The following is a 14,811-nucleotide window of genomic DNA, read 5'->3' as shown; positions in this document are numbered from 1 at the left end:
ATTTTTTTGCGACGCAATAAATGAAGCTGCGTGAAAGCTCACATATCGGTCAGTTTCGCACCGTGCGGCGGCGGGCTTTTTACGGCGTCCGCCTGCATTGCCTCGGCGCCACGGTCCCGCGCGAAGGTTTCGCGCATGCGCCGCTTTTCCCGGGCGACCAGAACGAGAATCCCAACAAAATAACCGACTTGCAGAATGACCGCGCAGATGAGGGTCTGGATGAATGCCGTATAGAACGAGCCGTGGATGAAATATGTCGCAACCGCAAAGGTAAGCAATGCACCGATCATGCTGAAAAAAACACGAGGTGCATACATGGTGCTCTCCTCCCGAGAACGATTTCTCCATTTTTGACTGCGCTGCGGCATTTTTCTTCTTTGCAAGAAATATACGATGAGACCGGTGCTGTTTCAACACACATATACTTCTTCTAACGGTTGCGGCATGAAATTTCGGTAATCTTGATTGGTAAATTCCTTGGTAATCGATGACTTCCCCCAATCGGGGCTGCCTTACCAGGCGATTTCCTGCTTTTGAGAGGCGTAAAATCGTTCTCTTGCGGCCATTGTCGGCTGTCTTACGCCCTCTGCAGACTTCGTTAACCATCTCGCCTTTAAAAAGTCGGTATTGATTCCTCAGCAAGAGCAAGGTGCCCGCGTGACAACGAGTTCAGAAGTAATCGCCTTTCCGGCAAAGAACCGTATTGCCGACGTAAAAAGATGTGCAACCATGCTCGACCGGCTGCATGGTGTGGAGGCGAATGATTTCTGGCGCAGGGAGTGCCGTGAGCTGGCCGCCCGTCTGATGGCGCTTGGTTATGAGGACGCCGCCATGCGGCGCGAGGTCATGGAATTTCAAAACGCCGTGCAGGCTGAATTGTGGGCGGGCGATGCCACGCCAGAGGCACGCCGCGACAGCCATTGAGGCCTCAGCGTTTTCCATAAAAAAAGCCGGCAGGTGTCAAACCTGCCGGCTTTTTTGTTCATACCCGTTTGATCAGGAAGCGCCGGCGCCGCGTGTGCGGGCAACGCCGTCGAGTGCGGGCTTGTATTTCGGATCGAGCCGGGCCGCATGGCCATAGGACTTGGCGGCCTTGGCCATCTCGCCGCGACGCTCATAAACAAGCGCCTGGTTGGCCCAGGATTCCGCCACATTGCCATCCAGCGAAATGGCGTGGTTGAAATCGGCGAAGGCGTTTTCATCGTCGTTCAAGGCGACATAGGAAAGGCCGCGGCCGTTATAGGGCTCCGGCGAGGTCGACGACAGCGAGATTGCCTTGGAGAAGTCCTCGATGGCCTGGGCATGCTGGTTGCGCAGCTGGTAGATCAGCCCGCGATTGTGCCAGGCGCGTCCGTCGGTGGTTTCAAGCTCGATGGCGCGGGAGAAATCGTTGAAGGCTTCGTTCACACGCCCGGACTGGCGGTAAAGATTACCGCGGCCGATCAGTGCCACATCGTAGCTCGGATTGATCTGCAGGGCGGCGTTGTAGTCCTGCAGGGCCTGCTGCTGCTGCCCGGAGTTGCGATAGACCAGCGCGCGGTTGGCATAGGCCTGATAAAAGCGCGGGTTGAGCTGCAGCGCCTTGTTGAAATCCTCGATGGCGCGGCGCGAATCGCCGGCGCGGCCGTAAGCCGAGCCACGGACGTTATAGCCTTCGGGATCCTGCGGATTGGCGTTGATGACCGAGGTGAGCGAGGCGATGTTTTCCTGCGAACCCTGGGCACGGTCGATCCTGAATACATCTTCCGTCTGGTTGGATGTCGCGCAGCCGGAAAGACCGGCAAGGACGGTACAGACGACCAGAGAAGCGCGGAACCCTCTGTTGTTTTTCAATGGCACCCGGCGCGTGGAGGCATCGGAGTTTTTCACAACACAGGCGTCGACAGCGATCATTCGGTGTGGGTTCCCTCGCAGGCCGGTCTCACGGTCGTTTTCAAGAGCGTTCTCCGGCCACAAACACAAAGAGCGGCGGCGAATTGATCGCCCCCGCCCAACAAGCATTCAAAAACGTCCAAAAGACGGCCTATTAACGGCCTGCGCGGGGGCCTGCAACCAGACCTTCGCGCTGTGCACGCTTGCGTGCCAGCTTGCGAACGCGGCGAACGGCTTCAGCCTTTTCGCGAGCGCGCTTCTGGGAGGGCTTTTCGTAGTAATCGCGCATTTTCATTTCACGGAAAATGCCTTCGCGCTGCATCTTTTTCTTCAGGGCGCGGAGCGCCTGATCAACGTTATTGTCGCGGACTAGTACCTGCACGTGAATCCCGTTCCTTTGGTTTGGTTAATTTGCTATGTGAATAAGGCATTCGCACGCAAATAAAAAATCGTTCGTTCGGCTGTCGAGCCGGGCGATTGGTGACGTGCAATAACAGATCATTTGCAGCAAGTCCAGCCGGTAGCGCATAATCACCCAGCAAAATGCGGCTTGCCCGGATTTCTGCCTGCGATGTCGAAACAAAATCATTGCGGCGTCGCAAAATGGATATTGCCTCCCATCCCGATTTGCCATGTGTATGATAAGGGCCGAAGCCATGTTTCCGGCCTCTGGCCGGTTCTTGAGGAGCAGATTGCGAATGCGCAAATATTCCGTTTTTGCCGTGGCGCGTGAGGCGCTCAGGGGTCATAAGGGGTGGGATGCGCAATGGGCCTCGCCCGAACCGCGCAAGGATTACGATGTCATCATCATCGGCGGCGGCGGCCACGGGCTCGGGGCTGCCTATTATCTTGCCAAGGAACACGGCATTACCAATGTCGCAGTTCTGGAAAAAGGCTGGCTTGGCGGCGGCAATACTGGCCGCAACACCACCATCATCCGCTCCAACTATCTCTATGAAGAGAGCATGGATATTTACGAGCATTCCCTGAAACTGTGGGAAGGCCTGAGCCAGGATCTCAATTACAACGTCATGTATTCGGCGCGCGGCGTGATGATGCTGTCGCACAATATCCATGACCGGCAGTCCTTCAGCCGCCATATCAATGCCAACCGTCTTTACGGCATCGACAATGAGTGGCTGACGCCGGAGCAGGCGAAAGCCTATTGCCCGCCGCTCGATATTTCCGGCAATGCGCGGTATCCGATCAATGGCGCAGCGCTCCAGCGCCGCGGCGGCACGGCGCGCCACGATGCGGTGGCCTGGGGTTATGCCCGCGCGGCCTCCGACCGCGGCGTGCACATCATCCAGAACTGCGAGGTCACGGGCATTCGCCGTGGGCCGGACGGGGCGGTGACGGGTGTGGAGACCAATCGCGGTTTCATCGGTGCGAAGAAAATCGGCGTTTCCGCCGCCGGTCATTCCTCCGTCATCATGAAAATGGCGGATGTGCGCGTTCCGCTGCATTCCAACCCGCTGCAGGCCCTGGTGTCGGAGCCGCTGAAGCCGATCTTCCCCTGCGTGGTGATGTCCAACACGGTCCACGCCTATATTTCGCAATCCGACAAGGGCGAGTTGGTCATCGGCGCGGGCACCGATCAATATAACTCCTATTCCCAGACCGGCGGCCTGCAGATCATCACCCACACGCTCGACGCCATCTGCGAGCTGTTCCCGATCTTCCGCCGCGTCAAGATGATGCGGCAATGGGGCGGCATTACCGACAACACGCCTGACCGCTCGGCGATCCAGAGCGTGACGCCGGTGCCGAACCTCTTCGTCAATTGCGGCTGGGGCACGGGCGGCTTCAAGGCGACGCCGGGTTCGGCCAATCTTTTCGCGCATCTCATCGCGCGGGGCGAACCGCATCGTCTGGCGGCGGGGCTGACGCTCGACCGGTTCCGCACCGGCCGTCTTATCGATGAGGCTGCCGCTGCCGCGGTGGCGCATTGATGCTGGCGGCGGCCATGCTTGCGATCAACATATCAGGTGCGGCCGCCGCCGTGCCCGTCGGCAGCGTCATTCCCGAGGCCAAGGATTTTCGCAGCCAGAAGATTGCGAAGATGCACGGTGAGAAAGACTGGCCCTTCGTGGCGGAAAAAGGCCTGCTTCTCTGTGCTCCGAGTCTCGCGAACAAGATGGTTTATTTTGTCGGCGAGAAGGAGGATGGCGAGCAGGATTACCCCTTTGCGATCGACACCGACATGATGGCGGTTGCCATCGTCAATATGGGCCGGGCTTCGGCGCTACGCCCTTTCGATAATTTCGAGCAGCTTTTAAAGCGGCTTTCCCCTTTCGTAGCCATGGGAAAGCGGCTGTGTGACCAACCCGCCGGAACAGCGCTTCCGGAAAATTCTCTCTAGGTGGAGCGACGATGCTTCTGATCCATTGCCCCTATTGCGGGGAAGACCGTTCCGAACTGGAATTCCGCTGGGCGGGCGAAGCCCATATCGCCCGGCCGGAAAACATCGCCGATATTTCCGACGAGGCCTTCGCCGAATATTTCTTCATTCGCGACAATGACAAGGGCCTCGTTTTCGAGCGATGGCGTCACATTCACGGCTGCGGCCGCTTCTTCAACGCCGCCCGTGATTCGGTCAGCGACAAATTCCTGATGACCTACAAGGCGGGTGAGCCGAAACCCGATACTGAGACGGTCCTTTCCGCAGAAAAGGGAGCCGGGCAATGAGCGGCGATTATCGTATCAAGGGGGCCGGTCGTCTCACCCCGGCCAGAACCGCGCGCTTCACCTTCGATGGCAAGATTTATCCGGCGCTGGAGGGGGACACGGTCGCCTCCGCGCTTCTGGCCAATGGCGTGCATCTGATCGGCCGCTCGTTCAAATATCACCGGCCGCGCGGCTTCCTTTCCGCCGGGCCGGAAGAGCCGAATGCGCTGATCGATGTGTCGCGGGACAGCCTGCGCAAGCAGCCCAATGTTCGCGCCACGGTGCAGGAAGTGTTCGACGGCGCGATCATCGCCTCGCAGAACCGCTTTCCGTCGCTATCCTTCGATCTGAGTGCAATCAACGACCTCCTTTCGCCGATGTTCGCGGCCGGGTTTTATTATAAGACCTTCATGTGGCCGAAGGCCGCCTGGCACAGGATTTACGAACCGTTGATCCGCCGCGCCGCCGGTCTCGGCAAGGCGCCGAGCGAGCCGGATGCGGATCATTATTCCGGCCGTTATGCCCATTGCGACGTGCTGGTGGCCGGCGCCGGCGTCGCTGGTCTGACCGCGGCGCTTGCTGCCGCGAAAACCGGCGCCAGCGTCATTCTGGTCGATGAAAATGCCGAAGTCGGCGGCGCGCTGCGTTTCGACACCGGTACTGTCATCGACGGCCTGCCCGGTTACGAATGGGCGCAGAAGGTTCTTGCCGAACTGAAGTCCCTGCCCAATGTGCGGGTTCTGACCCGCACCACCGCTTTTGGTTATTACAACCACAATTTCGTGGCGCTGGCCGAGCGGGTGACCGATCATCTCGCCACGCCCGCCAGACACCAGCCGCGTGAGCGGCTGTGGCAGGTGCGCGCCAAAAAGGTCGTGCTGGCGGCGGGTGCGATTGAACGCCACATGGTCTTTGCCAATAATGACCGCCCCGGCATCATGCTGGCCTCGGCCGCACGCACCTATCTCAACCATTACGGCGTCGCCGTGGGCCAAAATGTCGGGGTCTACACCGCCCATGATTCGGCCTATGAGACGGCCTTCGATCTGAAGAAGGCCGGGGTGAAAATCGCCGCCATCGTCGATTGCCGCGAGAACCCGGATCAGCGCCTGCTGGATGAGGCGCGGGCGCTCGGCATCGAAGTGCTGGCGGGCCATGGCGTTTACAACACCGCCGGCCGCCTGCGCGTCTCCTCGATGACCGTTGGCCGCAATGGCGGCTCCAACAAGCGCAAGATCGCCATTGATGCGCTTGTGGTTTCGGCCGGCTGGACGCCTTCGGTGCATCTCTTCTCGCAATCGCGCGGCAAGCTGAAGTTTGACGCGGCTAACCAGCGTTTCCTGCCGGATATCCATGTGCAGAACGGTGTCTCCATCGGCGCCTGCAACGGCACGGACGATCTTTCCGCGCTGATTGCCGAGGCTGCGGCTGCCGGTGGCGGCGGCGTGGAGTTTTCCGGCGAGAATGCGCGGACCTGGACAGGCGGCATGATCGGCGCGGCCGAAGGCGCGGGCGAAGGCACCGGCGTCAAGGCTTTCATCGATTTCCAGCACGATGTCTGCGCCAAGGATATCCGCCTCGCCGTGCGCGAGGGCATGCATTCCGTCGAGCATATCAAGCGCTTCACCACCAATGGCATGGCGTCCGATCAGGGCAAGATGTCCAATATGCACGGCCTTGCCATCGCATCGGAGGCGCTTGGCCGGGATTTGCCCAAGGTCGGTCTCACCACCTTCCGCCAGCCCTATACGCCGGTCACCTTCGGCACGCTCATCAACCATTCGCGCGGCGCGCTGTTCGATCCGGCCCGCAAGACGCCGATGCACGAGGAAGAGCTGGCTGCCGGTGCGGTGTTCGAGGATGTCGGCAACTGGAAACGCGCCTGGTTCTTCCCGCGGGCGGGCGAGGATATGCATGAGGCGATCAACCGTGAATGCAAGACGGTTCGGACAAGCGTTGGCGTGTTCGATGCCTCCACACTCGGCAAGATCGAGGTGGTCGGCCCGGATGCGGCGAAGTTCCTGAACCTCATTTACACCAATGCCTGGGACACGCTGAAACCCGGCCGCTGCCGTTACGGCATCATGACCCGCGAAGACGGTTTCGTTTACGACGACGGCGTCGTCGGGCGTCTTGCCGAAGACCGTTTCCATGTGACGACGACCACGGGCGGTGCGCCGCGCGTTCTCCAGCACATGGAAGATTATCTCCAGACCGAATTCCCCGATCTCAATGTCTGGCTCACCTCGGCCACCGAACAATGGGCCGTGATTGCCGTGCAGGGGCCAAAGGCGCGCGAGGTTATCGCGCCCTTCGTCGAGGGCATCGATCTCTCGCCGGAGGCCTTCCCGCATATGGCGGTGGCCGAAGGCACATTCTGCGGCGTGCCGACGCGGCTTTTCCGCGTGTCCTTTACCGGCGAACTCGGTTTCGAAATCAATGTTCCTGCGGACTATGGCGCAGCTGTCTGGACCGCGATCCGCGAAAGAGCGGAAGCCGTCGGCGGCTGCCTTTATGGCACCGAGACCATGCATATCCTGCGTGCGGAAAAGGGCTATATCATCGTCGGCCAGGATACGGACGGCACTGTGACGCCTGACGATGCCGGGCTTGCCTGGGCCGTTTCCAAGAAGAAGACGGATTTCGTCGGCATTCGCGGGCTGAAACGCCCCGATCTCACGCGCTCCGGCCGCAAACAGCTTGTCGGCCTGAAGACGAAAGACCGGCTGATCGTTCCGGACGAGGGCGGCCAGATCGTTGTCGATCCAAACCAGCCGAAACCCATGACCATGCTCGGCCATGTCACCTCCGCCTACTGGTCGGAAAATCTCGGCCATTCCATCGCTTTCGCGCTGGTGGCGGATGGCAGGGCGCGCATGGGCGAAACGCTCTATATTCCGCTCGCCGATAAAACCATTGCCGTCGAAGTGACCGACATGGTCTTCCTCGACAAGGAAGGAGCCCGTCTCAATGGCTGACAAACTTCACGCAAAACGCAAATCCGTGCTCGAGGATTTTCACGGCGGCTCTCCCTTCGTTTCGCTGAAACCCGCTGCTTCCGCATCGCGGCTGTCGCTGCGCGCCCGGGAAAGCGCCCTGCCGGCACTTTCGGAAGCGCTCGGTCTTGCCCTGCCTGCCAGCCCGAAAAGCTCCGTCACCTCGGGCCTGCGGTCCGCTTTGTGGCTCGGCCCGGATGAATGGCTGGTGATCGATCAGGGCGAGAGCGACTTGATGGCGGCTCTCGCCGGCGTTTCCGGCCTGTTTTCTGCAACCGATATTTCCCACCGCAACACGGCCGTCATCGTCTCCGGCGCCGGTGCGGAAGCGGCACTCAATGCCGGCTGCCCGCAGGATCTTTCTCTCGCAAAGTTCCCCGTTGGCGCTTGCTCGCGCACCGTTTTCGGCAAGGCGGAAGTGGTGCTGCTGCGCACGGCGGACGATACGTTCCGGGTGGAATGCTGGCGTTCCTTTGCGGAATATGTCGGCGGGCTGCTGCAGGAGGCGGCTGAGGACGTGGCGGTTTAACCTGCCATCCAGCCCCGCCATTCCACCCATCGCCCATGGAAATCGGCCCGGCCGATTTCCTGTTTCTCGCCGGTCGGCCAGATCTGCAGGGTAATGGCGGCACCGCCCGGCGTCGCATCCGCCTCCATTTGCAGCCGGGCAAGCGGGGCATCCGGCATGGCGCGGGTTCCAGCTTCGGCAATCGCAGCCTCGCCTGCCTGTTTCAGTCCATCGGGCAGATATTGCCAGGCGACTGAGTGATAGACGACGTGGACAGCACCCGCATATTGCGTGGCAAGGCGGCGTTTCAGCCAGTCGACCGCGTCCGCCTTCTCGACATGCAGGCCATGCTCCACCGCTATCCGCAGGGCGGCGGCGGTTCGCTCCAGCCGGTCTGTCTGATCGGCCCAGACATAGGACATCAGCCGCAGGCGATCTTCGGCGGATGACGGGTCGAGCGGGTTGAGATCGCAGCCGGCGCGCTCGATAACCTCGATCTGCTCATGGGCCGGGGTGTCGCCGCGCCATTCCGGCGACAGGAAAACATCGGATTGCTCACCCCAGGTGAGATCGCCGAGGCGATATCGGTAACGGTCGAATTGCAGGTTGAGGCCAGCGCTGGCTCCGACTTCGGAAAGCACCAGCGGCTTGCCGGTCAGTGCCGCAATCGAAAGAAAGCCCGGCAGCAGAACGGCGGAACGGCGAACCTCGTTGGTCTGCGGCGGTGATTTCAACCTTTCGAGGATGAAGGGGGAATGAAAACGCAGGGCGCTGGCGCAGGCCTGCCAGAGCGCTTCTTCGTCTTCCGGCGGGATTTCGGCAAGCGGCGCGATCTTTTCCTCGATGGCGAGCGCATGCAGGGCGCCCGCCAGCCGCAGGGGAACGGAATCGCCCGCGGGGCCGGCATCGCCGGGCCAGGATAAAATCCGCTCGCCCACCTCGGTATGGCGGTCGAGCCTTGCTGCCATGGCGCGGCAGAGCCGTGCGGTAAAGGGCGAGCCGAGGCTGTCGCAGGCTCTTGCCTGCACGAGAAACGCATTCCTTACGGCTTCGTCATGCATGCGGTCTCTCCCTTGCGGCGGTTTCAGGCGTCTTCCGGCCTGTCCTCCGGGTTGAACTGGCTGATGGTGGTCCAGCGGGCGGTAAGCGCCGGCTTTTTCTCGTTTTCGATTTCCACCGTCACGTCATAGGTCGTCATCAACATGGCCGCGCCGCGAAAACGCGCCTCCGCCAGCGTGAAGCGGCCGCGCACCCGCGCACCGCTTTTGACCGGCGTAACGAAACGAACGGCATCGAAGCCGTAATTGATGCCCATGGTCTGTTCGCGGATGCGGGGCAGGGCATCGTAATTCAGCGCCGAAAGCAGAGACAGCGTCAGGAATCCATGTGCGATGGTGCCGCCAAAGGGGCTTTCCGCTTTGGCGCGCTCCGGGTCGGTGTGGATGAACTGTTCGTCCAGAGTCGCCTTTCCGAAGGCGTCAATCATCGTCTGATCGACGGTGATCCAGTCGGAGACGCCCATTTCCGTGCCGACCAGATTTTTCATCTCCGCCAGCGCAATTTCTTTTGTCATGTTACCTCGTCCGCATTGTTTCCAGGGACTTATACGGCTGGCGACGCGAAGGGATCAACTGCGCAGATAAAACACCACGGAACGGGCGGGCAGGAAGGCGGGATTGCCGAAATCCGTGCCGATGGCGCACCAGCCATCGCCGGGCAGCGTGAAAGGAACGACCTCGCGACCGCGATTGATGAGAACCGCAAGCTCGACCTCGTCGCCCGTTTCCCGGTCCGATGTTGAAAGCACCATGGCGAAGGCCGGTCCATCCGGGCTTTCCCAGTCCGTAATCGTCATGGGCTCCCCGCCCGGAGCAAGCCATGTTACATCGCCGCTGCCGGAAAAGAAGCTGGTCTGGGAAAAGACGTCGAAGCGTTTGCGAAGCGCTGCGAGAAATGCGGTGTGGTCGATCAGTTCGGGGACAAGCGAAGACCAGTCGACCCAGGTGATGTCATTGTCCTGACAATAGGCGTTGTTGTTGCCATGCTGGCTGCGGCCGCCCTCATCGCCGGCGGTCAGCATCAAGACGCCGCGGCTGACGAACAGGGTGGAAAGCAGCGCCTTCACATCCGCAATGCGGGCGGCGACAATGGCAGGGTCATCCGTCAGGCCTTCGAAACCATTGTTCCAGGAGTGGTTTTCATTGTGGCCGTCGCGATTGTTCTCGCCGTTTTTCTCATTGTGCTTGTGTTCGTGGCTGACGAGGTCGAACAGGGTGAAGCCGTCATGGGCGGCGAGAAAGTTGACGCTGCGGCTGTTCGAGCGGCCATGGCGGGAAAAGATCGGCGAAGACCCGGAAAGCGCATCGGCCAGCGCCCCGGTGGTGCCGGCGTCGCCGCGCCAGAAGCGGCGCATATCGTCGCGGGCGCGGTCGTTCCATTCCAGAAAGCTCTCGGGGAAATTGCCGAGCTGATATCCGCCGGGGCCGATATCCCATGGTTCGGCGATCAGCAGGCGGTCGTAAAGCAAGGCGTCCGAATGCATGGCCGCGAGCGTTTCGCTCGCCATGTTGAAGCCATTGGCCGTTCGCCCGAGCACGGGCGCGAGGTCGAAACGGAAGCCATCCACGCCGGCATTCAGAACGAAATGCCGGAGGGAATCGACGATGAGCTGGCGAATATAGGGATGATCGCAGGCGACCGTGTTGCCGGTGCCGGTATCGTTGATCAGCACGCCCGGCTTTCCCGGCGGGTGGCGGAAGGCGGTGAGGTTATCGAGCCCGCGCAACGACAGGATAGAACCTTCGATATCGCTTTCGCCGGTATGGTTGAAGACCAGATCGAGAATGACGCCGATGCCTTGCGCATGCAGTGCCGCAACCGTATCCCGCAATTCCCGCACGCCGCCGGGGCAGAGGCGCGGATCGAGCGCCATGAAACCGACGGGATTATAACCCCAGGCATTGGAAAGGCCGAGCGGCGGCAGGTGGCGCTCGTCGATCCATGCTGTGATCGGCATCAACTCCACCGCATCGACGCCGATTTTTTTCAAGTGCGCGACAATGGCGGGATGGGCAAGGGCGGCAACGGTGCCCCTGATCTCTTCCGGCACTTCAGGATGCAGCCGGGTGAAGGATTTGGCGGCGAGTTCGTAAATCAGTCCGCCTTCGGCAAAAAACGGCGGTTGACGCCGGACCGGCTCATGCTGCGAAAGGATCGCCTTCGGCATGATCCCGCCGGTTTCCGCACCAAAGGCGTAAAGCGCGGGATCGTGCCGGAAGGGGCGGTCGATCTCCGTGGCATAGGGGTCGAGCAGCAGTTTCGCAGGATCGAACCAGAGGCCGTGTTCAGGAGCGTAAATGCCGTGAGCGCGGAAGCCGTATCTTGTGCTAGGGCCGGCGTCGGAGATGATCAACCGGTGAACGTCATCTTCACCGCGCGTCATCGGCAAACGGGCCGTTTCTTTTTCGCCCTTGGTATCGAAAAGGCAGAGATCGATCTGCGAGGCGTGCCGGGAATAGACCGTGAATTCCGTTCCGTTTTCCGTCTGGATTGCACCTTTGGGGAAAACGGAAGGTGTCTGCATGGTCTGTCTCTCCGGGGAACGGTGTTTCTCTTCCAGAATGGAAAAGGGAGGCAAGGCCGAGTGAGGGACGCTTTCAGTGCGTCCCTCATGAGCGGGCGGCAAGCCCTTACGTAATAACGCTCGGTGCGTTGCGGCCGGTATGGGCCTTGATGCCGGCGATCGTATCGGCAACGGAAATCAGGTCGGCAAGCGCCTCCTGCGTTTCGATGCCGTGACGGGCCGCATCCGGCTCATAACGCTCGACATAGAGGCGAAGCGTGGCGCCCGCAGTACCCGTGCCGGAGAGGCGCAGCACGATGCGCGAACCGCCTTCGAACAGGATGCGGATGCCCTGATTTTTGCTCACCGACTGATCGACCGGATCGTGATAGGCAAAATCATCCGCCGCCGCGACCTTCAGATTGCCATAGCTGGTGCCGGGAAGCGTGGCGAGTTTTTCGCGCAGGGTTGCGACCAGCGTGTTGGCGGCGTCCGAATCCACTTCCTCGTAGTCATGGCGGGAATAATAGTTGCGGCCATATTCGGCCCAGTGCTTTGTGACGATGTCCTTCACGCTTTCCTTGCGCGCGGCGACGATGTTCAGCCAGTAGAGCACGGCCCACAGGCCGTCCTTTTCGCGCACATGGTTGGAGCCGGTGCCGAAGCTTTCTTCGCCGCAGATCGTCACCTTGCCGGCATCCATGAGATTGCCGAAGAATTTCCAGCCGGTCGGCGTTTCATACATGCCAAGGCCGAGCTTTTCGGCCACACGGTCGGCTGCCGCACTGGTCGGCATCGAGCGGGCGATGCCGGAAATGCCGGCGGCATAACCGGGGGCCAGTTTGGCATTGGCGGCGATGATGGCGAGGCTGTCGGACGGGGTGACGAACATGCCCTTGCCGACCACCATGTTGCGGTCGCCATCGCCATCGGAAGCGGCGCCGAAATCAGGGCCTTCCGGGCTCATGACGTCGTCATAAAGCTCCTTGGCATGGACAAGGTTCGGGTCAGGGTGATGGCCGCCGAAATCCGGCAGCGGCGTTGCGTTGCGGACGGAGCCCTTCGGCGCGCCGAGACGCTTTTCGATGATTTCCACGGCATAGGGACCGGTGACGGCGCTCATGGAGTCGACCACGACCTTGAAACCGCCGGCGATCAGCGCACGGATGGCGGCGAAATCGAACAGTTCTTCCATCAGGGCGGCGTAGTCGGCAACCGGATCGATCACCTCGACCGTCAGCTCGTCCACCTTGAAGCTGCCCACCTTGTCGAGATCGATATCGGCGGCGTCGGAGATTTTATAGCTGTCGATGACCTTCGAGCGGGCATAGATCGCATCGGTAATCTTTTCCGGTGCGGGACCGCCATTGCCGATATTGTATTTGATGCCGAAATCTTCGTTCGGGCCGCCGGGATTATGGCTGGCGGAAAGCACGATGCCGCCGAAGGCCTTGTATTTGCGGATGACGTTGGAGGCGGCAGGCGTCGAGAGAATGCCGCCCTGACCGACCAATACCTTGCCGAAACCGGCGGCGGCGGCCATCTTGATCGCCTTCTGGATGACTTCGCGATTGTAATAACGGCCGTCGCCGCCGATCACCAGCGTCTGGCCCTGAAAGCCCTCAAGCGCGTCGAAGATCGACTGGAGGAAGTTCTCGGCGTAATTTTCCTGGGCGAAGACTGGCACCTTCTTGCGCAGGCCGGATGTGCCCGGCTTCTGGTCCTGATAGGGCTTCGTCTGAACGGTCTTGATCATTGTTTCAATGGCCTTTCGAAATAAGCTGGCTGTAAAGCGCGGCGTAAAGACCGGCGCTCTTTTCCCAGGAAACATCGGATTTCATTCCGAGTTTCTGCATTTGTGTCCATAGTTTCGGGTCGTGGTAATAACGGACGGTCCGGCGGATCGCCTGTTTCAGACCATCGAGCGTGACGGGTGAAAATTGCACACCGGTCGCCGATTTATTGGCGATGGCGGCATGGTTGGCGTCGATCACCGTGTCGGCAAGGCCGCCGGTGCGGGCGACGACCGGAATGCAGCCATAACGCAGCGCATAAAGCTGGGTGAGGCCGCAGGGTTCGAAACGCGAGGGAATGATGATCGCATCGCAGCCCGCCTGCATCAGATGCGACAACGGCTCGTTATAACCGACGGCAACGCCGACGCGGCCATGGTGGCGGGATGCCGCCGCCAGAAGCGCGCCTTCCAGCGCCACATCGCCGGCGCCCAGCACCACCAGACGGCCGCCGAGGGAAACGATCTCGTCCACGGCTTCCGCCATGAGGTCGATGCCCTTCTGCCAGGTGAGGCGGGAGATGATGCAGAAAAGCGGGCTGTCATCATCGTCGATGCGGAAATGTTCGGCGACCGCCTTCTTGTTCAGCGCGCGGTTCTTGAGATTGGCGGCCGAATAATTGTCGTGGATCAGATGGTCCGTCGCCGGGTTCCAGACATCGGCATCGATGCCGTTGACGATGCCGTGCAGCACATGGGCGCGGCTGCCGATGACGCCGTGCAGGCCCATGCCGAATTGCGGGGTGAGGATTTCCTCGGCATAGGACGGGCTGACGGTGCTGAGCGCCGTTGCCGTCTGCAGGCCGCCCTTCAGGAAGCTCACATCGTTGTAATATTCGATGCCTTCCATGCCGAAGGCATGGGCGGGCAATGCAAGCTTGCTGAAAATATTCGCACCGAACTGGCCCTGAAAGGCGATGTTGTGGATGGTGAGAAGGCTCGGAATCTCGGGCGTTTCGGCATAACGCATATAGACCGGCGCCATCGCGGCCTGCCAGTCATGGGCATGCACCATATCCGGCCGCCAGCCGGGAAGCGCACCGGCGGCAATGCGGGCCGCAGCCAGCGAAAGCGCCGCGAAACGCTTCCAGTTGTCAGGATAATCCTTGCCGGTCTGGTCGAGATAGGGGCCGCCGGAGCGCTCGTAATAGGCGGGCGCATCGAGAATGAGGAGGTCGAGCCCCTCATGCCGCACTTCGAGCACATCGGCTTTTTCGCCGAGCAGATCGGTAAATTCGAAACATTTGACGGGGTCCGTCACGGCGGCTTTCACCGCCGGATATCCGGGTATCAATGTGCGCGTCGTGACGCCATGGGCTTCCAGCGCGATGGGGAGCGCGCCGGCAACGTCGGCGAGCCCTCCGGTCTTGATCAGGGGATAGATTTCGGATGAAACCGAAAGGACATTCATGGG

At 60.8% G+C, this 14,811-nt stretch carries 14 protein-coding genes; 6 read left to right on the top strand and 8 right to left on the bottom strand.

What is annotated here, in order from left to right; all coding sequences use genetic code 11:
- Positions 1-38 precede the first annotated feature (38 nt).
- Positions 39-317: an exopolysaccharide production repressor protein gene (locus ACQZ60_RS23265; protein WP_059756990.1), complete on the bottom strand. Its 279-nt coding sequence runs from the start codon at positions 315-317 to the stop codon at positions 39-41.
- 340 nt (positions 318-657) lie between these two features.
- Between ACQZ60_RS23265 and ACQZ60_RS23260 the strand changes: the two genes are divergently transcribed.
- Positions 658-924, top strand: a complete 267-nt coding sequence (locus ACQZ60_RS23260; RefSeq protein ID WP_035239160.1) for a DUF6074 family protein — start codon at positions 658-660, stop codon at positions 922-924.
- A 72-nt stretch (positions 925-996) separates the two neighbouring features.
- On the opposite strand, the gene ACQZ60_RS23255 is transcribed toward ACQZ60_RS23260, so the two are convergent.
- Positions 997-1,893, bottom strand: a complete 897-nt coding sequence (locus tag ACQZ60_RS23255) for a tetratricopeptide repeat protein (protein ID WP_003508539.1) — start codon at positions 1,891-1,893, stop codon at positions 997-999.
- A 133-nt stretch (positions 1,894-2,026) separates the two neighbouring features.
- Entirely contained in the window at positions 2,027-2,254 is a 228-nt protein-coding gene (gene rpsU / locus ACQZ60_RS23250) for a 30S ribosomal protein S21 (RefSeq protein ID WP_003508541.1), read from the bottom strand.
- A gap of 316 nt (positions 2,255-2,570) precedes the next feature.
- Between rpsU and ACQZ60_RS23245 the strand changes: the two genes are divergently transcribed.
- Genes ACQZ60_RS23245 through ACQZ60_RS23225 form a run of 5 tightly spaced genes read left to right on the top strand, consistent with a single transcriptional unit; the run spans position 2,571 to position 8,064 of the window.
- On the top strand, positions 2,571-3,824 hold the full coding sequence (locus tag ACQZ60_RS23245) for a sarcosine oxidase subunit beta family protein (RefSeq protein ID WP_003522141.1): 1,254 nt from the start codon (positions 2,571-2,573) through the stop codon (positions 3,822-3,824).
- A complete protein-coding gene (locus ACQZ60_RS23240; RefSeq protein ID WP_448736210.1) occupies positions 3,824-4,234 on the top strand; it encodes a hypothetical protein in 411 nt (136 codons plus the stop codon). The genes ACQZ60_RS23245 and ACQZ60_RS23240 overlap by 1 nt, the downstream gene beginning before the upstream one ends.
- An 11-nt stretch (positions 4,235-4,245) precedes the next feature.
- A complete protein-coding gene (locus ACQZ60_RS23235) occupies positions 4,246-4,560 on the top strand; it encodes a sarcosine oxidase subunit delta (protein ID WP_003508553.1) in 315 nt (104 codons plus the stop codon).
- Entirely contained in the window at positions 4,557-7,517 is a 2,961-nt protein-coding gene (locus ACQZ60_RS23230; protein ID WP_448736209.1) for a sarcosine oxidase subunit alpha, read from the top strand. Before ACQZ60_RS23235 ends, ACQZ60_RS23230 begins: the two co-directional genes overlap by 4 nt.
- On the top strand, positions 7,510-8,064 hold the full coding sequence (locus ACQZ60_RS23225) for a sarcosine oxidase subunit gamma (protein WP_196378915.1): 555 nt from the start codon (positions 7,510-7,512) through the stop codon (positions 8,062-8,064). Before ACQZ60_RS23230 ends, ACQZ60_RS23225 begins: the two co-directional genes overlap by 8 nt.
- On the opposite strand, the gene ACQZ60_RS23220 is transcribed toward ACQZ60_RS23225, so the two are convergent.
- From ACQZ60_RS23220 to glgA, 5 genes are all read right to left on the bottom strand, one after another.
- On the bottom strand, positions 8,061-9,104 hold the full coding sequence (locus ACQZ60_RS23220; RefSeq protein ID WP_448736208.1) for a DUF2332 domain-containing protein: 1,044 nt from the start codon (positions 9,102-9,104) through the stop codon (positions 8,061-8,063). The genes ACQZ60_RS23225 and ACQZ60_RS23220 overlap by 4 nt on opposite strands.
- A 23-nt stretch (positions 9,105-9,127) precedes the next feature.
- On the bottom strand, positions 9,128-9,616 hold the full coding sequence (locus tag ACQZ60_RS23215) for a MaoC family dehydratase (RefSeq protein ID WP_080853869.1): 489 nt from the start codon (positions 9,614-9,616) through the stop codon (positions 9,128-9,130).
- Between the two features lie 54 nt (positions 9,617-9,670).
- The gene (gene glgX / locus ACQZ60_RS23210; protein ID WP_448736207.1) at positions 9,671-11,626 is read right to left on the bottom strand and encodes a glycogen debranching protein GlgX; all 1,956 of its coding nucleotides are present in this window, start codon (positions 11,624-11,626) and stop codon (positions 9,671-9,673) included.
- Between the two features lie 106 nt (positions 11,627-11,732).
- The gene (locus ACQZ60_RS23205; protein WP_020809756.1) at positions 11,733-13,361 is read right to left on the bottom strand and encodes an alpha-D-glucose phosphate-specific phosphoglucomutase; all 1,629 of its coding nucleotides are present in this window, start codon (positions 13,359-13,361) and stop codon (positions 11,733-11,735) included.
- A 4-nt stretch (positions 13,362-13,365) separates the two neighbouring features.
- The gene (gene glgA / locus ACQZ60_RS23200; RefSeq protein WP_035263405.1) at positions 13,366-14,808 is read right to left on the bottom strand and encodes a glycogen synthase GlgA; all 1,443 of its coding nucleotides are present in this window, start codon (positions 14,806-14,808) and stop codon (positions 13,366-13,368) included.
- Between the last annotated feature and the right edge of the window lie 3 nt (positions 14,809-14,811).

This window comes from Agrobacterium sp. 22-223-1 (assembly GCF_053522385.1).
The sequence above is the reverse complement of the archived record's forward strand: the minus strand, read 5'-3'. Positions and strand labels throughout refer to the sequence as shown.